The sequence below is a fragment of the Pseudomonas sp. BGI-2 genome (genome assembly GCF_004310295.1).
In the GTDB taxonomy this organism is placed as follows: domain Bacteria; phylum Pseudomonadota; class Gammaproteobacteria; order Pseudomonadales; family Pseudomonadaceae; genus Aquipseudomonas.
In genome coordinates this window covers 62,023-81,894 of record NZ_SISB01000028.1, presented here as the reverse complement: position 1 = coordinate 81,894, position 19,872 = coordinate 62,023, and the positions used below count along the sequence as shown (strand labels likewise).

Annotated in this window: 17 protein-coding genes; 10 read left to right on the top strand and 7 right to left on the bottom strand. The window is 59.9% G+C overall.

The window, feature by feature from the left end; translation table 11 throughout:
* Positions 1-3: 3 nt before the first annotated feature.
* The gene (gene mrcB / locus EYC95_RS19380) at positions 4-2,328 is read right to left on the bottom strand and encodes a penicillin-binding protein 1B (protein ID WP_131061791.1); all 2,325 of its coding nucleotides are present in this window, start codon (positions 2,326-2,328) and stop codon (positions 4-6) included.
* Between the two features lie 118 nt (positions 2,329-2,446).
* On the opposite strand from mrcB, the gene EYC95_RS19375 reads away from it, so the two are divergent.
* The 3 genes from EYC95_RS19375 (at position 2,447) to EYC95_RS19365 (ending at position 4,956) form a co-directional block, all read left to right on the top strand.
* Positions 2,447-4,003, top strand: coding sequence for a bifunctional aminoglycoside phosphotransferase/ATP-binding protein (locus EYC95_RS19375; RefSeq protein WP_131061790.1), 1,557 nt, complete (start codon positions 2,447-2,449; stop codon positions 4,001-4,003).
* Positions 4,004-4,094: 91 nt separating this feature from the next.
* Positions 4,095-4,439 carry a pentapeptide repeat-containing protein gene (locus EYC95_RS19370; protein ID WP_131061789.1) on the top strand — a complete coding sequence of 115 codons (345 nt, stop codon included), beginning with the start codon at positions 4,095-4,097 and terminating at the stop codon, positions 4,437-4,439.
* Between the two features lie 244 nt (positions 4,440-4,683).
* Positions 4,684-4,956 (top strand): TfoX/Sxy family protein, encoded by a 273-nt coding sequence (locus EYC95_RS19365; protein ID WP_010467623.1) that lies wholly within the window; start codon positions 4,684-4,686, stop codon positions 4,954-4,956.
* Positions 4,957-5,222: 266 nt separating this feature from the next.
* Here EYC95_RS19365 and EYC95_RS19360 read toward each other — a convergent pair whose 3' ends face one another.
* Genes EYC95_RS19360 through EYC95_RS19345 form a run of 4 tightly spaced genes read right to left on the bottom strand, consistent with a single transcriptional unit; the run spans position 5,223 to position 8,769 of the window.
* On the bottom strand, positions 5,223-6,074 hold the full coding sequence (locus tag EYC95_RS19360; RefSeq protein ID WP_131061788.1) for a ChaN family lipoprotein: 852 nt from the start codon (positions 6,072-6,074) through the stop codon (positions 5,223-5,225).
* 21 nt (positions 6,075-6,095) lie between these two features.
* Positions 6,096-6,863: a heme ABC transporter ATP-binding protein gene (locus tag EYC95_RS19355; protein WP_131061787.1), complete on the bottom strand. Its 768-nt coding sequence runs from the start codon at positions 6,861-6,863 to the stop codon at positions 6,096-6,098.
* Positions 6,863-7,846 carry an iron ABC transporter permease gene (locus tag EYC95_RS19350; protein ID WP_178083845.1) on the bottom strand — a complete coding sequence of 328 codons (984 nt, stop codon included), beginning with the start codon at positions 7,844-7,846 and terminating at the stop codon, positions 6,863-6,865. Before EYC95_RS19350 ends, EYC95_RS19355 begins: the two co-directional genes overlap by 1 nt.
* Before the next feature lie 50 nt (positions 7,847-7,896).
* A complete protein-coding gene (locus EYC95_RS19345; RefSeq protein WP_131061785.1) occupies positions 7,897-8,769 on the bottom strand; it encodes a hemin ABC transporter substrate-binding protein in 873 nt (290 codons plus the stop codon).
* Positions 8,770-8,934: 165 nt separating this feature from the next.
* Between EYC95_RS19345 and EYC95_RS19340 the strand changes: the two genes are divergently transcribed.
* The gene (locus tag EYC95_RS19340) at positions 8,935-9,252 is read left to right on the top strand and encodes a Rieske (2Fe-2S) protein (RefSeq protein ID WP_131061784.1); all 318 of its coding nucleotides are present in this window, start codon (positions 8,935-8,937) and stop codon (positions 9,250-9,252) included.
* Here EYC95_RS19340 and sfsA read toward each other — a convergent pair.
* Entirely contained in the window at positions 9,249-9,962 is a 714-nt protein-coding gene (gene sfsA, locus EYC95_RS19335) for a DNA/RNA nuclease SfsA (RefSeq protein WP_131061783.1), read from the bottom strand. The two genes, EYC95_RS19340 and sfsA, sit on opposite strands and share 4 nt — an antisense overlap.
* Positions 9,962-11,134 (bottom strand): pyridoxal phosphate-dependent aminotransferase, encoded by a 1,173-nt coding sequence (locus EYC95_RS19330; RefSeq protein WP_131061782.1) that lies wholly within the window; start codon positions 11,132-11,134, stop codon positions 9,962-9,964. Before EYC95_RS19330 ends, sfsA begins: the two co-directional genes overlap by 1 nt.
* Positions 11,135-11,468: 334 nt before the next feature.
* Here EYC95_RS19330 and dksA point away from each other — a divergent pair, with 334 nt between their 5' ends.
* The 6 genes from dksA to EYC95_RS19300 all read left to right on the top strand — a co-directional run bounded on the left by dksA (position 11,469) and on the right by EYC95_RS19300 (position 19,871).
* Positions 11,469-11,909 carry an RNA polymerase-binding protein DksA gene (gene dksA / locus EYC95_RS19325; RefSeq protein WP_131061781.1) on the top strand — a complete coding sequence of 147 codons (441 nt, stop codon included), beginning with the start codon at positions 11,469-11,471 and terminating at the stop codon, positions 11,907-11,909.
* Positions 11,910-12,197: 288 nt separating this feature from the next.
* Positions 12,198-13,085, top strand: coding sequence for a tRNA glutamyl-Q(34) synthetase GluQRS (gene gluQRS / locus EYC95_RS19320; protein ID WP_131061780.1), 888 nt, complete (start codon positions 12,198-12,200; stop codon positions 13,083-13,085).
* A gap of 77 nt (positions 13,086-13,162) precedes the next feature.
* Entirely contained in the window at positions 13,163-13,339 is a 177-nt protein-coding gene (locus tag EYC95_RS19315) for a hypothetical protein (RefSeq protein WP_003176118.1), read from the top strand.
* Positions 13,323-16,277: a sensor histidine kinase gene (locus tag EYC95_RS19310; protein WP_162556248.1), complete on the top strand. Its 2,955-nt coding sequence runs from the start codon at positions 13,323-13,325 to the stop codon at positions 16,275-16,277. Before EYC95_RS19315 ends, EYC95_RS19310 begins: the two co-directional genes overlap by 17 nt.
* A gap of 22 nt (positions 16,278-16,299) precedes the next feature.
* Positions 16,300-17,733, top strand: coding sequence for a sigma-54 dependent transcriptional regulator (locus EYC95_RS19305; protein WP_131061779.1), 1,434 nt, complete (start codon positions 16,300-16,302; stop codon positions 17,731-17,733).
* A 737-nt stretch (positions 17,734-18,470) separates the two neighbouring features.
* Complete coding sequence (locus EYC95_RS19300; RefSeq protein WP_131061778.1) at positions 18,471-19,871, top strand: polynucleotide adenylyltransferase PcnB; 1,401 nt, start codon at positions 18,471-18,473, stop codon at positions 19,869-19,871.
* Position 19,872 lies beyond the last annotated feature (1 nt).

The window sequence follows — 19,872 nt, the reverse complement described above, 5'->3', positions numbered from 1 at the left end:
TGCTTAATTCATCCAGCCCTTGACCCAATCCATCACCGTTTCGCCGGATACAGGGCTTTCGCCACCGCACGCAGCGCCGGGAGGCGGTTCGCTGCCGCGAATATACGGCATCTGCACGGCACCTGGGCAGCTGCCTTCGGAACCTTGCCCGGTACGCGAATCGACCCAGGCCTGAACAATGTTGTCCGGCTGCGGCATGTCCAGCGGCAGCGGATCGGCCTTGCGCATGAAACTGGTCCAGACCTGCAATGCACCGGTGGCACCGGTGAACGGCGTCTTGCCGTTGTCATCGCGGCCCAGCCACACCACCGCCAGCAAGTCCTGGCTGAAACCGGCGAACCAGCTGTCACGCGAGTCGTTACTGGTACCGGTTTTACCTGCCAGGGTCAGGGTTTTCGGCAGCACGTTATAAACCGAACTGCCGGTACCTTCACGCATAACCCGCTGCATGGCGCTCTGGATCAGGTAAATGGAGGCTGGGTCGAAACGCTGCTCAATCTGGAACGGATAACGCTTGAGCGGCTCGCCTTCGGCAGTCAGTACGCTACGAATCCCGCGCATCGGCGTATTGAAACCACCGTTGGCCAGCGTCTGGTACATGGTCGCCACTTCGATCGGCGTCAAACCACCGGCCCCCAGCAACATAGAAGGGAACGCCGGAAACTCGCGACTCACACCCAGGCGCGCAAGTGTCTTCAGAACATTCGGTACACCTACCGCCAACCCGAGACGCGCCGTCGACAGGTTGTAGGAATGGGCCAGGCCCTGGTACAGAAACACCGTACCGTGGGAACGGCGATCATAGTTCTGGGGTTTCCAGACCTGACCGTCCGCGCCTTTGATCGAGAAGGACTCGTCCGACAGCCAACTGGTCAGCGTGTACTGGCTCGGTTTCTCAAGGGCTGTCAGATAAACCGCGGGCTTGATCAACGAGCCGATCGGCCGCACCGCATCCAGCGCACGGTTGAAGCCGGCAAAACTCGCCTGACGGCTGCCGATCATGGCCTGGACTTCACCGGTTTCCGGGTTGGTCACGACCATCGCCGCTTCAACCTCATCGGAACCCTTGCGCCCGGCCAGGCGTTTAAAGGTGTCATTGACCGAGGCTTCGGCCTTCATCTGCAGGATCGGGTCGAAACTGGTGAAGATCCGCAGGCCTTCTTCGGTCAAGTCTTCGTCGCGGTAGTCTTCGCGCAGCTGACGTTTAACCAGGTCGAGAAAGCCCGGGAAAGAACTGTCCGCCAGCTTGCCGCGCGTCGTCACACCCAGTGGCATTTTCTTCGCGGCGGCGACCTGCTCGGCGGTGGCAACGCCCTGCTGCTCAAGAACATCGAGCACCAGATTGCGTCGCTCCAGCGCCCGTTCCGGGTTGCGGCGCGGGTTGTAATAAGACGGCCCCTTGACCATCCCCACCAGCATTGCGACTTGATGCAGTTTCAGCTCGGACAATGGCTGCCCGAAGAAGAACTGGCTGGCCAGGCCGAAACCGTGCACCGCGCGCTGGCCATCCTGACCGACGAACACTTCATTGAGGTACGCCTCAAGAATTTCCCGTTTGTCGTAATGCAGCTCAAGCAGCATCGCCATCATGGCTTCGGTGAGTTTGCGGGTCAGGCTGCGTTCGCTGGTCAGGTAGAAGTTCTTCACCAACTGCTGGGTCAGCGTACTGCCGCCCTGGGTCATCCTGCCGCCGGAGGTGTTGACCCACACGGCGCGTGCAATCGACTTGGGCGACACGCCCCAGTGGCTATAGAAATCCCGGTCTTCCACGGCCACCAGGGTTTCCAGCAGATATGGCGGAACCTGATCGATTTTGATCAGAATGCGATCTTCGAGATTTTTCGGGTAGATCCCGCCGATCAGCAGCGGTTCCAGCCTCACCACAGAAAGCTTCGAACCGTTGGTCGCCGAAAGTTCGGCCACATAGTCGCCGGAGAAGCGCACGCGCACCGGCTGAGCGTTCTCCAAGCCTTCATAGAACTGGAAGCCACGGGTATTCAGGTCGACGGTATTGCCGTTGACCGCCGCAGCGCCGGGGCCGTTGCTCACGGCTTCACGGCGATAGCCCAAGGCGTCGAGCTCGGTAAGGAAGTCATCCTTGCTCAGCTTTTGGCCCGTGAACAGCTCAAGCGGGCGCGCATACACCTTGGCCGGGATGGTCCAGCGCTTACCGGAGAACTTCTCCTGGACCACGGCGTCGAGGTAAACCGCGAACCCGGCGAGCACCACGAGGCCGACCAGACTGAGTTTAAGGGCCCAGCCCAGCCAGGGGCTCAAGCCCTTGGAAGGTGGTTTTTTGGGGGTACGGGGGGATCGAGTACGAGTCATGGCGGCGGATTATACGCACTTTATTCATACTCAACAGGAGCCCTCCGAGGTTTGCGTCAGGCGGACTTGCAGCCATAATGGCGGGCGTGAATTTCCCCCAGACTCTGAAGGATCGCCTGTGAGCCAGTCCCTGATCGCCGCCCTGCAAAACCCGGCCCTCTACCCTCATCCTGTAGACGGGTTCCAGGTCATCGAGACCCATATCTCCTGGGTCATTCTCACAGGCCCCTTTGCTTATAAAGTGAAGAAGCCAGTGAATTTCGGCTTCCTCGACTTCACCAACCTCGACGCTCGTGAGCATTTCTGCGGCGAAGAACTGCGCCTTAACCAGCGCCTGACCAACGATTTGTATCTGGAAGTGTTGCCGATCACTGGCAGCGAAGAAGCCCCGAAATTGGGCGGCGAAGGTCCGGTAGTCGATTTCGCGCTGAAAATGCGTCAATTCCCACAGAGCCAGTTGCTCAGCACCCTGCAAGCCAACGGCGAATTGACCACCGCGCACATCGACGAAATGGCCGCACAGATCGCCCAATTCCACCTCACTGCACCGAAAGTGCCTGGTGAACACGAAGCCGGCACCCCGGACAGCGTGATGGCGCCGGTACGCCAGAACTTCGAACAGATCCGTCCGTTCCTCAGCGACAAGGCCGATCTGCTGCAACTTGATGCTTTGCAAGCCTGGGCCGAAAGCAGCTTCGAACGCCTTAAGCCGCTGTTTGCCCAGCGCAAGGCTGAAGGCTTCATCCGCGAATGCCATGGTGACATCCACCTGGGCAACGCCACCGTCATCGACGGCAAGGTCGTGATCTTTGACTGCATCGAGTTCAACGAACCGTTCCGCTTCACCGACGTTTATGCCGACACCGGTTTCCTGGCCATGGACCTGGAAGACCGCGGCCTGAAGAGCCTGGCACGTCGTTTCATCAGCCAGTACCTGGAGCTGACCGGTGACTATCAGGGCCTTGAACTGCTGAACTTCTATAAGGCCTACCGCGCCCTGGTTCGCGCCAAGGTCAGCCTGTTCAGCATGCCGGCCGAGGCCGACCCGGTGCAACGCGCCACCACCCTGCGCCAGTACCGCAACTACGCCAACCTGGCGGAAAGCTACAGCACCATTCCTTCGCGTTTCATGGCGATTACCCACGGCGTTTCTGCCGTCGGCAAGAGCCACGTGGCCATGCGTCTGGTGGAAGCGCTGGGCGCCATTCGCCTGCGTTCGGATGTTGAACGCAAGCGCCTGTTCGGCGAGCAAACCGTAGCGAATGACCCGCAGGCCGGCATTTATAGTGCCGACGCCAGCACCGCCACCTACACCCGCCTGCATGAGATTGCCGCATTGATCCTGCGCGCCGGTTTCCCGGTGATCATCGATGCGACGTACCTCAAGCGCGACCAGCGCGACGGCGCGGCGAAAATTGCCGAGGCCACCGGTGCACCGTTCCTGATCCTCGATTGCAATGCACCACAAGCGGTCATCGAGAGCTGGCTGGCTTTGCGTCAGGCAGACAAAAAGGATCCGTCCGACGCCAACCTGGCTGTCATCGCCGCGCAGCAAGCCAGTCGTGAAGCCCTGACGCCTGCCGAGATTCTGTGCAGCAAACGCGTCCAGACCAATGAAAGCGGAACGCTCGATACCGTCGTTGCGCAGATTCGCCAGCGCATGCCAGGTCTGTAAAAAACTATTTCAGCCGTGAAGCCTTCGCCGGCTTCACGGCTATCAAATAGTGGCACTATACTGGCGTCATAAAACCATCAGGTGATGCGACATGAGCCAGCCGAAACTTCTCGACACCCCGCTTTATGCCTTGCTGCACAAAGACGACATCGCAGGCTTCAATGCCGAACGTGCCGGTCATGCCTCCGTCGACCTGGTCGGCGGCGATTTTCGTGGCCTGGACCTGCGTGAACTGAACGCCGAGGGTGTCGACTTTACCGATGCCTACTTCCGCTCCGCCGATTTGCGCGGCATCGACTTTCGCAACGCTTGCCTGGAAGGTGCGAGCCTGGCTCACGCACAGATCTCCGGCGCCTACTTTCCGCCAGAACTGAGCGCTGACGAGATCCTGATGTCGATGAATTTCGGTACTCGTCTGCGTTATCGCACCCGCTAAAAACGACGTTCTGCCTGAGAAGTCCAGCGCCCCCCGCCTTGCGCTGGACGCTGGATTTTTTGTCGAGAAAGTCGATTCCGCCGCGCCTCCTCCCACTGCTCCCGCAGACCTTTACGCGGCACTTTGAGTATTCCTCTTAGAAGCTTTTGCGTCGAAACCGACCAAACAATCACGCTTTTCCTACTGATGGCTACACTCCTGAGAAGCTCGCCCACGCACCGATCGGCCGTCGCAAGGAGGCTTGATGAATGATGAACTGCAACACCTGAAGAATCTTGGCAAGACGTCGGCGCAGTGGCTGCATGCCGTGGGCATTCACAGCGCCTCGGACTTGCGTCGCCTCGGGGCGGTGGATGCTTATCGGGCCGTGCGTACGCGCGGGTTCCGGGCGTCCAAGGTGTTGTTGTATGCGATCGAAGGCGCACTGATGGACGTGCACTGGAATGACATTCCAGCCGATCGCAAAGAAGCCTTGAACAAACAACTGGAAGCCATCTCGTCACGCCACAAGAATTGAACAGGCAAATTTCGCCTCAGGATTAGCGCCTGACGCGCAATGTTTACGGGGCTAATCAGCAAGAGGACGGAGGTATTCAAAGAAATCAAAAAACAGCGGTTGACTTGGTAATGAGAATCGCTATGATTATCACAACTGGTCGCGAGACTGGTCGATATTTGAAAAGCCCTTGGTTCGGACTCTCAGATATCTCCTCATCAGGCTAATCACGGTTATTTGACCCGACTCTTGTCGGGTCTTTTTTTGCCTGTGGAAAAGTCGTCCGTTTACTTCCCGAACTGCTTACGCATTTCTGCGCAGTAATCCTGAGCCGGCGTGACGGGCGTATACCAGACGTAATCAGCCATGGCCGGCGTGACTTCGCCGCCCTGCTCCGCCAGCATCAAAACCGTCGGTGCTTGCGGCTCTCCAAGATCAAGCACGTGGATCGGCACGCCAACATCCTTGCGAGCGTGATAGGCACCGGCAAACAGCAGCGAAGGCGTCGGTGCCAACAGCAAGCGCTCGGCCATCCGCCGATCACGTTGCTGCTGGACGGCCAGCATCGCGGGCATTTGTGAGGTGGGCAGCAGGCCGCAATGGGAGTCGTTGATCTGTGCCAGCAACTCATCCTTGACCGAAGCAGCGTTTGAACGCGAACCGCTCAACGTCAGCGGCTTGGCATAAACGGTACGGATTTCAAGATTATCCAGATTGGCCGCCAGCAACGGGTACGGTTGAGTCAGCACAAAACCCACGATCGGTCCGTACAGATTCCAGTCCCACCCTGACTGCCAGTTCAACGCGTCGGGCAAATCTGCGGGCAGCGTCGAGGCGCGGCGAACTTCATCAATGCGCGGTTGTTGATCCGGCGTGAGCATTTCCAGCAGCAGGCTACCCTGTGGTCGACGCTCCCCCAGCTCCTGCAACAACCACAATTGCAGTTGATGGTGATCAGGATTGTCATGCTGCTCACCGACGATCAGCCGCGACGGTTCGGCCAGCCGTGCGACCAGTTCCCGAGGTGTCAGGACCTGACCGCTGCGCAGGTCATGAATCTCACCGGTGACCGGCGGCGGGCTCGATAGGTGCTGGCAGCCACTCAAGACCAGCAGCGCCAACAGCACAATCAAACGCATGTTCTCACCTCGAAAAAATGTTCAGCGGGCGATGATCAGCGGATGCCCACGTTCCGGGTGCTGCTGCACCAGTACTTCCAGCCCGAACACGGCTTTGAGTGGTTCCGGACGCAATACCTGCTCCGGCGTATCAAGCGCCACCGGCCGCCCACCTTCGAGCAGCAACAGGCGATCACAATAGCGTGCCGCCAGGTTCAGATCATGCAGGATCACCAGCACCGCAGCGCCGTGATCGGCGAATTCGCGCACCGCTTGCAGGGTGGTGTGCTGGTGCAAAGGATCGAGCATCGAGGTCGGTTCATCGAGCAACAGCGTTTGCCCCGCTTCGCCTGGCCAGAGCTGCGCCAGCACCCGCGCCAAATGCACCCGCTGACGCTCGCCGCCGGACAGAGCCAGATAGCTGCGACCACTCAGGTGCCCGGCATCGGCAGCATGCAAGGCGGCGGCGACGATCTCGTCATCCCGGACCCGCCCGCTTTGGTAAGGTAATCGCCCCATGCCGACGACCTCTTCGACACGGAAGGCGAAGTCCAGGGTCGAGACCTGCGGCAATACCGCCAGTCGCTGGGCTCGCTGCGCGCCGGTCCAATGACTTAACTCGCGCTCATCGAGCCAGACACCGCCGTGATCAGCCTTCAATTCACCGCACAAGGCGCCGAGCAAGGTGCTTTTGCCGGCACCGTTGGGGCCCAAGACACCTAGGACTTCGCCTGGCTTGAGCTCCAGCGTGATATCCGTCAGAACGATCTTTGCGCCTCGACGGATTTGCAGGTTCCGGGTTCGCAACATCAGGCACGCCCTCTGAGCAACAAATACAGAAAGAACGGCGCGCCGATGAAGGCCGTGACAATCCCGATCGGCAATTCCGCCGGCGCCAGGGCAAGCCGCGCCACCAGATCGGCAAACAGCAGAAGACTGGCACCCGCCAGCACCGAGGCTGGCAACAACACCCGATGATCAGGACCGGCCAGCAGTCGCACCAGATGCGGCACCACCAGACCGACAAACCCGATCATCCCCGCTGCCGCCACTGCCGCGCCGACGCCCAGCGCAGTGCAGAACACCAGTTCGCGCTTGAGCCCTTCGACGTCGATGCCCAGGTGACCGGCCTCCGATTCGCCCAGCAACAATGCATTCAAGGCCTTGGCCCGGCGCGGCAACCACAGCGCCACACTGGCGCTCACCAGCAGTAACGGCCAGAGCCGCGAATAACTGGCGCCGTTGAGACTGCCCAGGTTCCAGAACGTCAGCGTGCGCAAGGTCGCGTCGTCGGCCAGATAGGTGAACAGTCCCACCGCCGAGCCGGCCAGCGCAGTCAATGCGATACCGGCCAGCAACATGGTTGCAACATGAGTCTGCCCATTGCGCCGACCCAGCCGATACACCAACGCCGTCACGCCCAAGCCACCGAGAAATGCGCACACCGACAATAGATAAGGGCCGAACGATTCAGGCAGACCGCCAAATACCGAACCACCAACAATCGCGATAGCGGCGCCCAACGCGGCACCGCTGGACACGCCCACCAACCCCGGATCAGCCAGCGGGTTACGAAACAAGCCCTGCATCGCCACGCCGGACAGCGCCAGCACGCCACCCACCGCCAGGCCCAACAAGGTTCGAGGCAGGCGGATTTGCCCGAGGATAAGCTCAGCTTGTTCCAGCCCATCGGGCGCAATGGGCAGGCCGATCATGCGCAATGCAGCGCGCAAGGTATCGAATAAGGGCAGGCTCACTGGCCCCAGCGCCAACGATAACCAGATCGACAGCAAACACAGCAGGCTCAGGCCAATGAACAAGGCACGGGGTTTAACCAGAATGGTCATTGGACCGCAGTGCCGGGGTAGAAACTGTCAGACAGATTTTTCAACGCATCGGGCAACCGCGGCCCCAATCCACCCACCAACAAGGTCGGATCAAGTTCCATAACGCGTCCATCCTTGGCTGCGCGGGTCGAGGACAGAATCGGGTTCTCCTTGAACAACGCCGCACGCGCGGCATCGCCGGTCAGCGCTCGGTCGGCAAACACCAGCACGTCGGGGTCCAGACTGACCAGCGACTCAACAGAAAAGGGTTTGTAGCCGGTATGCGTTGCCAGATTGTGCCCGCCCGCCTGTTGGATTAACCAATCGGCGGCGGTGTCCTTGCCGGCAATAAGCGGTTTTCCGCCCGCATGACCCAGCAGCAACAGCACCCCCGGCGATTGTTCCTGCAACTGCGCACGAGTGACCCGGACCTTCTGCTGGTCGAGTTGCTGCTGATAAGACTGGAGCAATTGCGCTGCCCGGTCTTCAGCACCGAGCAACTTACCCAGGTGCGCCAGATTGCCTTGCAACGTCGGCAGATCCGGCTGAGCCGAGAACAACTCGACCTGCACGCCCGCGCTACGAATCTGCGACAGCACCGGCGGTGGCCCCATTTCTTCGGTGCCGACCAGAATCTGCGGGCGTAAGCTCAAGATGCCTTCCGCCGACAGTTGCCGCTGATAACCGATACTCGGCAGCGCCTTCAACGATTGCGGATGCTGGCTGGTGGTATCGACACCGACCAGTTTCGACTCACCGCCCAGCGCGCTCACCCACTCAGACAGGGCGCCGCCGGCACTGACCCAACGCTGTGGCAACTCGGCCGCTGCGGCGTGATGGCTGACGAGAAGTCCGGCACACAGCGCAGCAACGCGGGTACTCAAGCGCATAAACAGCTTCCTTTTAAGTTTTCCCAGGCATCGAGATGACAGGCCAAGTATCCTCGACATCCGGCACCCGCACCCGACGGGCGAAGCGGCCATTTGATAATTGTTTGCATTTGAACGTCAAGCTCGGACATATCCGGTCACGAGCCGCAGGAGTTGAGGATAGACATGAAGTGGCTTTGCACAGGTGCCGAATTGGCTGACAACAGTAGTCGCGGATTCGACGTCGACGGTCAGAAACTGTTCGCCGTGCGCCGGGGCGGCGAGGTGTATGTCTACATCAATCGCTGCCCGCATCGGGGTGTCGGACTGGAATGGAAACCCGACCAGTTTCTCGACCCCAGCAACAGTTTGATCCAGTGCGCCACTCACGGCGCACTGTTCCTGATCGAAGATGGCGAATGCGTCGCCGGCCCGTGCGCTGGGCAATCCCTCACCACTGTTGCCTGCCGCGAAGACGAACAAGGGATCTGGATCAGCCTTTAACCGTTCAGCAGCACATCCAGACGCCGATCGACCACCATCTCTTCGTGAGTCAATCGCACGCCATAGGCCAGCACCTCGACCCCGCATGTCACCGCCTCACGCAATGCCGCCGCGTAGGCCGAATCGATTTCTTCTGCTGGACGCACGGCGTCGATCCCTGTGAGGTTTACGCAATACAACTGCACCGCACGAATCCCGTCCCGAGCCAGATGAGCCAGCTCCCGCAAATGCTTGGCGCCCCGTTGCGTCACTGCATCGGGAAACGCCGCCACTGATGTACCGTCGAAGCCCAAGGTCACGCTTTTGACTTCTACATATACCGGCCCGCTCGGGTAATCGAGGCGGAAATCGATGCGGCTGCTTTCCTGCCCGTAGGCTACTTCGCGTTTCAACTCGGTAAAGCCGTTCAGTTCGGTAATCACGCCCGCCCGCAACGCCTCTTCAATCAACCCGTTGGCGCGCCCGGTGTTCACGCAAAACAGCCGGCCCTGTGGGGTTTCACCGATTTCCCAGGTGCCGGGCAATTTGCGTTTCGGGTCATTGGAGCGGCTGAACCAGACTTGCCCGCCTTCTACCTGGCAATTGAGCATCGAGCCGGTGTTCGGGCAATGGACGGTCAGCAACTCGCCGCCAACGGTTTCGATATCGGCGAGAAAACGCTTGTAGCGGCGGATCAGGCGACCTTCTTCGAGGGGAGGATGAAAACGCATCAGCCTTGCCAGCTCCGCAATCCACGAGCGATCCGCTCGACCGCTTCTTCCAGGCGCGGCAGGCTCTGGGTGTACGCAAAGCGCACGTGATGCCCGGCCTGATAACGCCCGAAGTCCAGTCCCGGGGTAATTGCCACGTACTCGGTTTCGAGGAAATGTCGGCAGAACGCGAAGGCATCGCCGCCGAACTTGCTGATATCGGCGTACAAGTAGAACGCGCCTTCGGGCTCGACGGCGATACCGAATCCCAGTTCTCGCAGGGCCGGCAACAGGAAATCCCGACGACGACCGAATTCGGCGCGGCGCTCTTCCAGAATGCTGATCGTGGCCGGCTCGAAGCAGGCCAAAGCGGCGTGCTGGGCCATGCTCGGGGCACTGATGTAGAGGTTTTGCGCGAGTTTCTCCAGTTCGCCGACGGCTGCTTCAGGCGCAACCAGCCAACCCAACCGCCAACCGGTCATGCCGAAATACTTGGAAAAACTATTGAGGACGAAGGCGCTGTCATCGACTTCCAGAACACTGGCGGCATCAGTGCCATACGTGAGGCCATGGTAGATCTCGTCCACCACCAGATGACCGTGGCGCTCCTTGATCGCCGCCGACAAGCCCGCCAGTTCGTCGCGGGTCAAAATCGTCCCGGTCGGATTGGCGGGCGAGGCCACCAAGGCGCCGACGCTGTCTTGATCCCAATGGCGCGCCACCAGGTCCGGCGTCAGCTGATAACGCACTTCCGGGCCGACCGGCACCAGTTGCGCAGCGCCTTCGACCAACCGCAGGAAATGTCGATTGCAGGGATAACCCGGGTCCGCCAGCAGCCAGTGTTTGCCCGGGTCGACCAGCAAGGCGCTGGCCAGCAACAGCGCGCCGGAACCGCCGGGCGTGATGAGGATTCGCTGCGGGTCAATGTTCAAACTGTAACGCTGCTGATAGAACCTTGAGATCGCCTCGCGCAACTCGGGGATGCCGCGCGCAGCGGTGTAACGGGTCTTCCCCGCCGTCAGTGCCGCCTGGCCGGCCTGGATGATCGGCTCGGCGGTGGTGAAGTCCGGCTCGCCGATTTCCAGGTGGATCACATCGTGACCCGCGGCCTGCAATTCATTGGCCCGCGCCAGCAGCGCCATGACATGGAAAGGTTCGATCGCGCGACTGCGGGCACTGTAGGACTGAGCCATTAGCCTTCCTTACAACGGAGAAAAGAATCGATTCTACCCAAGCGCCGGAACGAGCGAGAACCTAAAGCGGTCAGAGCCGTTATATCCCTGGCCACAAACGACTCAAGCGTGTACCCCAGGTTTGACTAAAATCAATAATTGATCAGGTCTCCAACGCCGCCAGACAAGGCTTTGCAATCATTTGCAAGCCCCTCGGGCCACTACCTCGACATCCGGGAGTAGCGCGGTCCGATTTGATCTGGTAAGTTCGCCCGCTTGCAGCCGCAGGGCCGGCAGGTGTCGGTGATGGAGCAATCCTGCGCAATGGATTACAAGAGTAGAGGCGGTCCATTTCATGCCCACCCAAGCAAAGCAGCAAAATACGTCGATCAGCGGCTTCGAACCCTACCAGGCAGTAAAGGGCGAGGAGTACATGGGCAAGCCCATGCGCGCTCACTTCACCAAGATCCTGAATAAGTGGAAACAGGACTTGATGCAGGAAGTCGACCGTACGGTTGATCACATGAAAGACGAAGCGGCCAACTTCCCTGACCCGGCAGACCGTGCCAGCCAGGAAGAAGAGTTCAGCCTTGAACTGCGTGCCCGCGACCGCGAGCGCAAGTTGATCAAAAAGATCGACAAGACGCTGCAGCTGATCGAAGACGAAGAATATGGCTGGTGCGAGTCCTGCGGCGTCGAGATCGGCGTCAAGCGACTGGAAGCCCGCCCTACCGCCGACATGTGCGTTGACTGCAAGACCCTGGCGGAAATCAAGGAAAAGCAAGTCGGCAAGTAATGTCGCCTTGAACGAAGAACGGAGCGTGCGAACGCTCCGTTTTTGTTTCTGAAATTTGCCCCGCAGAAAACCTGTGGGAGCGAGCCTTTGTGGTGAGGGGATTTATCGGAATGCCGCACCACCCCGTTCGGCTGCGGAGCAGTCGCAAACCCAGTTGATGCGCTCTATCTGACGCGCCGCGATTACAGAGTTTGGGGCCGCTACGCGACCCAACGGGGATAAATCCCCTCGCCACAAAGGCTCGCTCCCACAGGGACTTGCGTTCGCCGGACAACATAGACCGCTTTTATGACTTCCCCCACCTACATCGGACGCTTCGCCCCCACGCCCAGCGGCCATCTGCATTTCGGCTCGCTGGTCGCAGCGCTGGCCTCGTACCTCGACGCGCGTGCGGTGGGCGGTCGCTGGTTGATGCGCATGGAGGATCTCGATCCGCCACGGGAAGAACCCGGCGCTCAGGCAGCCATATTGAAAGCTCTGGAAAGCTACGGTTTCGAGTGGGACGGTGAAATGGTCCGCCAGAGCGACCGGCACGAGGCTTACGCCGAAGTCCTCAATCGCCTGTTCAATCACGGACTCGCTTACGCCTGCACCTGCTCGCGCAAGCAATTGGAGCCGTACCACGGCATTTACCCGGGACTGTGCCGAAATGCCGGCCACGGCACTGAAGACGCCGCGATTCGACTGCGTGTGCCCGAGCTGGACTACCACTTCATCGACCGCGTGCAAGGCGAGTTCCGTCAGCATCTGGGCCGGGAAGTCGGCGATTTCGTGATCCGCCGCCGCGACGGGCTCTATGCCTATCAACTGGCGGTGGTACTGGACGATGCCTGGCAAGGCATCACAGACATCGTGCGGGGCGCTGATCTGCTGGACTCCACGCCGCGCCAGCTCTATCTGCAAGAACTGCTTGGCCTGCCGCAACCGCGCTACCTGCACATCCCGCTGATTACCCAGCCCGATGGCAACAAGCTGGGTAAATCCTACCGCTCACCGCCGCTGACCGAAGATCAGGCCACGCCTTTGTTACTGCGTGCGTTGCGCGCACTGGGGCACAACCCGGGCAAGGAACTGGCCTATGCGACACCGCGGGAAGTGCTGGATTGGGGTATCGCCCACTGGGATGCGTTATTAATCCCGCGCACACTGACCCTGCCCGAAGCGCAACTACAGTGATCACACTTGCAGTGGCGCGCCCATCCGTTACCATCGCCGCACGTTTTCGGGCACGCGTATAAAAAAGAGAGGCCGGGATGTACATCTATCGCTTGGTCCTGCTCCTGGTAGTGGGGATTTATCTGTTCTCCCCGGCCATCATGGACTGGTGGATCGACGCCACTGGCGCCTGGTATCGCCCTTATCTGCTCTGGCTGATTCTGATCGTCGTGACCTTCATCCTGCAGAGCCAAAAAGATGCCGATGAGCTTTAGCCTGACCCAGATGATCCTGATCAGCGCCGCGTACCTGGCGGTGCTGTTCGGCGTCGCCTGGATCAGCGAACGGGGCATGATCCCCCGGGCGATCATTCGCCACCCGCTGACCTACACCCTGTCGCTGGGAGTTTATGCCAGTGCCTGGGCGTTTTACGGCACGGTGGGCCTGGCCTATCAGTACGGCTACGGTTTCCTGTCCAGTTACCTCGGGGTCTCCGGGGCGTTTTTGCTGGCGCCGGTGTTGCTGTACCCGATCCTGAAAATCACCCGCACGTATCAGTTGTCGTCCCTTGCCGACCTGTTCGCCTTCCGTTTCCGCAGTACATGGGCCGGGGCGCTGACCACTATTTTCATGCTGATCGGCGTGCTGCCATTGCTGGCGTTGCAGATTCAGGCGGTGGCCGACTCCATCGGCATCCTGACCCGCGAGCCGGTGCAACATCGCGTGGCCCTGAGCTTTTGCGCACTGATTACCCTGTTCACGATTTTCTTCGGGTCGCGCCACATCGCCACCCGCGAGAAACATGAAGGCCTGGTGTTCGCGATTGCCTTCGAGTCGGTGATCAAGCTGATCGCCATTGGCGGCGTCGGCCTCTATGCCCTTTATGGCGTGTTCGACGGTCCGCAACAGTTGGAACTGTGGCTGCTGCAAAACCAGACCGCCCTCGCCGCATTGCACACGCCATTGCAGGAAGGTCCGTGGCGTACGCTGCTGCTGGTATTCTTCGCCTCGGCGATCGTGATGCCGCACATGTACCACATGACCTTTACCGAAAACCTCAACCCGCGTTCGCTGGTCAGTGCGAGCTGGGGCTTGCCGTTGTTCCTGCTGCTGATGAGCCTGGCGGTGCCGCTGATTCTCTGGGCAGGACTGAAACTTGGCGCCACCACCAACCCTGAATACTTCACGCTCGGCATCGGCATCGCCGCCAACAGCAAGGCCCTGGCGCTATTGGCCTATATCGGCGGATTGTCGGCGGCCAGCGGCCTGATCATCGTCACCACCCTGGCGCTGTCCGGGATGGCGCTGAACCATTTGGTGCTGCCGCTCTATCAACCACCGGCCGAAGGCAACATCTATCGCTGGCTGAAGTGGACCCGCCGGGCGCTGATCGTTGCGATCATCATGGCCGGTTACGGTTTCTACCTGTTACTGGGCGCCGAACAGGATCTGGCCAACCTTGGCATTGTCGCGTTCGTTGCCACGCTGCAATTTCTGCCGGGCGTCCTGTCGGTCCTGTATTGGCCGACCGCCAACCGTCGCGGTTTCATCGCCGGTTTGCTGGCGGGAATTCTGGTGTGGCTGGTGACCATGCTGTTGCCGCTGGTCGGCAATCTGCAGGGTTTCTACATTCCACTGTTGAACATGATCTACGTGCTGGACGACACCAGTTGGCACATGGCCGCGATCGCGTCCCTGGCCGCCAACGTGCTGATGTTTACCCTGATCTCGCTGTTCACCAACGCCAGCCCCGAAGAGGCCAGCGCCGCCGAAGCCTGCGCCGTGGACAATGTGCGTCGGCCGCAACGCCGGGAATTGCACGCCGCCTCACCCCAGGAATTCGCTACGCAGCTTGCAAAACCCTTGGGAGCCAAGGCCGCACAGAAAGAAGTCGAGCAAGCCCTGCGCGATCTCTACCTGCCGTTCGACGAGCGCCGGCCTTATGCCTTGCGCCGTTTGCGTGACCGGATCGAAGCCAACCTTTCCGGCCTGATGGGGCCAAGCGTGGCGCAGGACATGGTCGAGACCTTCCTGCCGTATAAGGCCGGCGGCGAAAACTACGTCACCGAAGACATCCACTTCATTGAAAGTCGTCTCGAGGACTACCACTCGCGCCTCACCGGCCTTGCCGCCGAACTCGATGCCCTGCGCCGTTATCACCGCCAGACCTTGCAGGAATTGCCGATGGGCGTTTGCTCGCTGGCCAAGGACCAGGAAATCCTCATGTGGAACAAAGCCATGGAGGAGCTCACCGGGATTGCCGCGCAGCGCGTGGTCGGCTCGCGCCTGAGCACCATCGCCGATCCCTGGAAAGAACTGCTGCAAGGCTTCATCAATCTGCCGGACGAGCATTTGCACAAACAGCACCTGGCCCTTGATGGCCAGACCCGCTGGCTGAACCTGCACAAAGCGGCGATCGATGAACCGCTCGCGCCGGGCAATAGCGGCCTGGTATTGCTGGTGGAAGACCTGACTGAAACCCAGATGCTCGAAGACAAACTGGTGCACTCCGAGCGCCTGGCCAGCATCGGCCGACTCGCCGCCGGCGTGGCCCATGAAATCGGCAACCCGATCACCGGCATCGCGTGCCTGGCGCAGAACCTGCGCGAAGAGCGTGAAGACGATGGCGAGCTGAAGGAAATCAGCGGGCAGATCCTTGAGCAGACCAAGCGCGTGTCACGCATCGTTCAGTCGCTGATGAGTTTCGCTCACGCCGGCAGTCATCAGCACAGCGACGAGCCCGTCTGTCTGGCCGAAGTGGCTCAGGATGCCATCGGTTTGCTGGCCCTGAACCGACGCAATTTCGAAGTGCAGTTCTATAATCTGTGTGACCCCGATCACTGGGTCGAAGGCGATCCGCAGCGCCTCGCCCAGGTTTTGATCAACTTGCTCTCAAACGCCCGTGACGCCTCGCCTCCCGGCAGTGCGGTGCGGGTCAAAAGCGAAGCCGGCGAACACACGGTCGACTTGATCGTGGAAGACGAAGGCAGCGGAATTCCGAAGAACATCATGGACAGATTGTTCGAACCTTTCTTCACCACCAAGGATCCTGGCGAAGGCACCGGTCTGGGCCTTGCACTGGTCTATTCCATCGTTGAAGAGCATTATGGACAAATCACCATCGACAGCCCGGCTGATGTACAAAGCCAACGCGGCACCCGTATCCGGGTGACCTTGCCGCGTCATGTCGAAGCGACGTCCGCTGTGAACTGAGACCGTCGAGAGTATCGAATCAATGCCGCACATTTTGATCGTCGAAGACGAAACAATTATCCGCTCCGCCTTGCGCCGCCTGCTGGAACGTAACCAGTACCAGGTCAGCGAAGCCGGTTCAGTGCAGGAAGCACAAGAACGCTTCACTATTCCCACGTTCGACCTGATCGTCAGCGACTTGCGTCTGCCGGGCGCTCCGGGCACCGAGTTGATCAAGCTCGGCCAGGGCACTCCGGTGCTGATCATGACCAGCTACGCCAGCCTGCGTTCGGCCGTCGACTCGATGAAGATGGGCGCGGTGGATTACATCGCCAAGCCTTTCGACCACGACGAAATGCTCCAGGCTGTCGCCCGTATCCTGCGTGACCGCCAATCGCTGCCAGCCAGCGGCGAGCCGGTCACCGGCAAAGCCGGCAATGGCGCGGCGAAAGCGGGTGTCGATAACAGCAACGGCGAAATCGGCATCATCGGCTCATGTCCGCCGATGCAGGACCTGTACAGCAAGATCCGCAAAGTCGCGCCGACCGATTCCAATGTCCTGATCCAGGGCGAATCCGGTACCGGCAAAGAACTGGTGGCCCGCGCCCTGCACAACCTCTCCAAACGCGCCAAGGCGCCGATGATTTCGGTGAACTGCGCAGCCATTCCGGAAAGCCTGATCGAGTCCGAATTGTTCGGCCACGAAAAAGGCGCATTCACCGGCGCCAGCGCCGGGCGTGCCGGTCTGGTGGAAGCGGCGGATGGCGGCACCTTGTTCCTCGACGAAATCGGCGAACTGCCGCTGGAAGCCCAGGCCCGTTTGCTGCGCGTGTTGCAGGAAGGTGAAATTCGCCGGGTGGGTTCGGTCCAGTCACAGAAAGTCGATGTGCGCCTGATCGCCGCGACCCACCGGGACCTCAAGAGCCTGGCGAAGATCGGCCAGTTCCGTGAAGACTTGTATTACCGCCTCCACGTGATCGCCCTGAAACTGCCGGCCCTGCGTGAGCGCGGTGCAGACGTCAATGAAATCGCCAATGCCTTCCTGGCGCGACAGAGCGCGCGGGTCAACCGCACCGACCTGAAGTTCGCTGCGGATGCCGAACAGGCGATTCGTCATTACTCCTGGCCGGGTAACGTGCGCGAACTGGAAAACGCGGTAGAGCGCGCAGTCATCCTGTGCGAGAGCCCGGAGATTTCCGCCGAGCTGCTCGGGATCGACATCGAACTGAGCGATCTAGACGACGACTTCATCGGCCTGCCCCCGCAACAGGGCAACAACGCCAGCAATAACAGCCATGAGCCGACCGAAGACCTGTCGCTGGAAGACTACTTCCAGCACTTCGTACTTGAGCATCAGGACCACATGACGGAAACCGAACTGGCCCGCAAACTTGGGGTGAGTCGCAAATGCCTGTGGGAACGTCGTCAGCGCTTGGGTATTCCGCGGCGCAAGACCGGGGTGGCCAGCGAGAGCTGAGCCGCGCTTGTCTGATGTGTGGGTAACACGTGACTTTGTGAAAAAACTGTTACCTCACCTATTTCACGTAACAGAAGCCGGGGCTTACGGTAACGAAGCCCCGGTTTTTTTGGCCTCTGAAAACCTCATCAACCGGCCTAACCCCTTGTTTTGCTAGGCCTCACAAAAGTTGGCACGCACCCTGCTATATGTTCAGTACAAGAACAATAACAAGCAATGCACAAGACAATAAAAATAAGACGAATCGACTCACGCACAATAAAAACAAGACGGCGAGAGGCGCAGCTAACTGATTCTTTTGGAGAGGCGTTGTATTTGGGGCTTGCCCCACGACCAGGCCGAGAATAATAAAAAACTGTCATAAGACAGTGCCTGAACTGGTTGGATCGCAAGATCACTGCAGCACAGCGACCAAAGCAATCCGTTTGCTCTTGGCTCCCGATTGGGAGGGTCATGAAGGAAAAACTTCATGGCGAGGGCACTTAACAAAAACAAAAAGCCCGAATCAAAAAAATAAAAATAGAGCATGCAACTACTTTCTTGGGGAGCTTCGGCTCCCCTTGTAGTTTCTGGCGTTTGAGCCTTGTAGCAGGTGCTACAGGGACCGCGCTTTCCAGATATGCCCTTCAAGCGCTTGCGCAGCTTCCTACACCATCCCCTGACTAAATGCTAGAATCCCCGCCCATCATGCGGTCATTCTTCGTTATGGCCGAACATTCCTTCAAACAGTGCATCCCATGCTGAAGAAGTTGTTCCAGTCATTCCGTTCTCCCAAGCGTCATACGCAACACATTCGCAGTACGCCTGAAGTGCTAAACAGCGGCCAACACTCGCTGCAAAAGGCCCAATTCAGCCGTTATGCGGTGAACATCGTCGAACGCCTGCAGAACGCTGGTTACCAGGCCTACCTGGTTGGCGGCTGCGTGCGTGACATGCTCCTCGGCATCACGCCGAAAGATTTCGACGTCGCGACCAGCGCCACGCCTGAACAGGTTCGAGCCGAATTCCGCAACGCGCGGATCATCGGTCGCCGCTTCAAACTGGTGCATATCCACTTTGGCCGCGAAATCATCGAAGTCGCGACCTTCCGCGCCAATCACCCGCAAAACGACGAGGAAGAAGATACCAACCAGTCTTCCCGTAACGAGAGCGGGCGCATCCTGCGCGACAACGTCTACGGCACGCTGGAAGAAGACGCGCAACGCCGCGACTTCACCATCAACGCCTTGTATTACGATCCGGTCAGCGAACGCATCCTCGATTACGCCAACGGCGTACACGACATCCGCAATCACCTGATCCGCCTGATCGGCGATCCGAAGCAACGCTACCAGGAAGACCCGGTACGGATGCTGCGAGCCGTGCGCTTCGCCGCCAAGCTGAATTTCGGCATCGAAAAGCACAGTGCCGCGCCAATCCGCGACCTGGCGCCGATGCTGCGCGAGATTCCTTCAGCCCGTCTGTTCGAAGAAGTGCTCAAGCTGTTCCTCTCCGGCCATGCCGCGGACACCTTCGAGATGCTGGTCGACCTGCAGTTGTTCGACCCGCTGTTCCCGGCCAGTGCCGAGGCGCTGGAATACAACCCGACGTACACCCACACCTTGATCAGCGAAGCGCTGACCAACACCGACCTGCGCATCAAACAGAACAAACCGGTGACCCCGGCATTCCTGTTCGCAGCCTTGCTGTGGCCTGCCCTGCCGGCCCGCGTACTGCGTCTGCAAGAACGGGGCATGCCGCCGATTCCGGCGATGCAGGAAGCGGCTCACGAGCTGATTGCCGAACAGTGCCAGCGGATTGCGATTCCGAAACGTTTCACCATGCCGATCCGCGAGATCTGGGACATGCAGGAGCGTCTTCCGCGCCGCAGCGGCAAGCGTGCGGACCTGTTGCTGGACAACCCGCGGTTCCGCGCCGGTTACGACTTCCTGCTGCTGCGTGAAAGCGCCGGCGAGCAGACCGATGGCCTGGGCGAATGGTGGACCGACTATCAGGACGCCAACGACAGTGAACGTCGCGACATGATCCGCGACCTCAGCGGCAAGGATGAAGGCACCGGCGCTCCACGCAAACGTCGCCGCAGCGGTGGCGCCAAGCGCAAACGTGCGGCTGGCGCACCGAGTGCCACGGGCGAGTAAT

Coding starts and splice junctions, on each gene's coding strand:
- mrcB (WP_131061791.1), bottom strand. CDS start 2,328: ATGACTCGTACTCGATCCCCCCGTACCCCCAAAAAACCACCTTCCAAG.
- EYC95_RS19370 (WP_131061789.1), top strand. CDS start 4,095: ATGAGCCAGCCGAAACTTCTCGACACCCCGCTTTATGCCTTGCTGCAC.
- EYC95_RS19365 (WP_010467623.1), top strand. CDS start 4,684: ATGAATGATGAACTGCAACACCTGAAGAATCTTGGCAAGACGTCGGCG.
- EYC95_RS19360 (WP_131061788.1), bottom strand. CDS start 6,074: ATGCGTTTGATTGTGCTGTTGGCGCTGCTGGTCTTGAGTGGCTGCCAG.
- EYC95_RS19355 (WP_131061787.1), bottom strand. CDS start 6,863: ATGTTGCGAACCCGGAACCTGCAAATCCGTCGAGGCGCAAAGATCGTT.
- EYC95_RS19345 (WP_131061785.1), bottom strand. CDS start 8,769: ATGCGCTTGAGTACCCGCGTTGCTGCGCTGTGTGCCGGACTTCTCGTC.
- EYC95_RS19340 (WP_131061784.1), top strand. CDS start 8,935: ATGAAGTGGCTTTGCACAGGTGCCGAATTGGCTGACAACAGTAGTCGC.
- sfsA (WP_131061783.1), bottom strand. CDS start 9,962: ATGCGTTTTCATCCTCCCCTCGAAGAAGGTCGCCTGATCCGCCGCTAC.
- EYC95_RS19330 (WP_131061782.1), bottom strand. CDS start 11,134: ATGGCTCAGTCCTACAGTGCCCGCAGTCGCGCGATCGAACCTTTCCAT.
- dksA (WP_131061781.1), top strand. CDS start 11,469: ATGCCCACCCAAGCAAAGCAGCAAAATACGTCGATCAGCGGCTTCGAA.
- gluQRS (WP_131061780.1), top strand. CDS start 12,198: ATGACTTCCCCCACCTACATCGGACGCTTCGCCCCCACGCCCAGCGGC.
- EYC95_RS19315 (WP_003176118.1), top strand. CDS start 13,163: ATGTACATCTATCGCTTGGTCCTGCTCCTGGTAGTGGGGATTTATCTG.
- EYC95_RS19310 (WP_162556248.1), top strand. CDS start 13,323: ATGCCGATGAGCTTTAGCCTGACCCAGATGATCCTGATCAGCGCCGCG.
- EYC95_RS19305 (WP_131061779.1), top strand. CDS start 16,300: ATGCCGCACATTTTGATCGTCGAAGACGAAACAATTATCCGCTCCGCC.
- EYC95_RS19300 (WP_131061778.1), top strand. CDS start 18,471: ATGCTGAAGAAGTTGTTCCAGTCATTCCGTTCTCCCAAGCGTCATACG.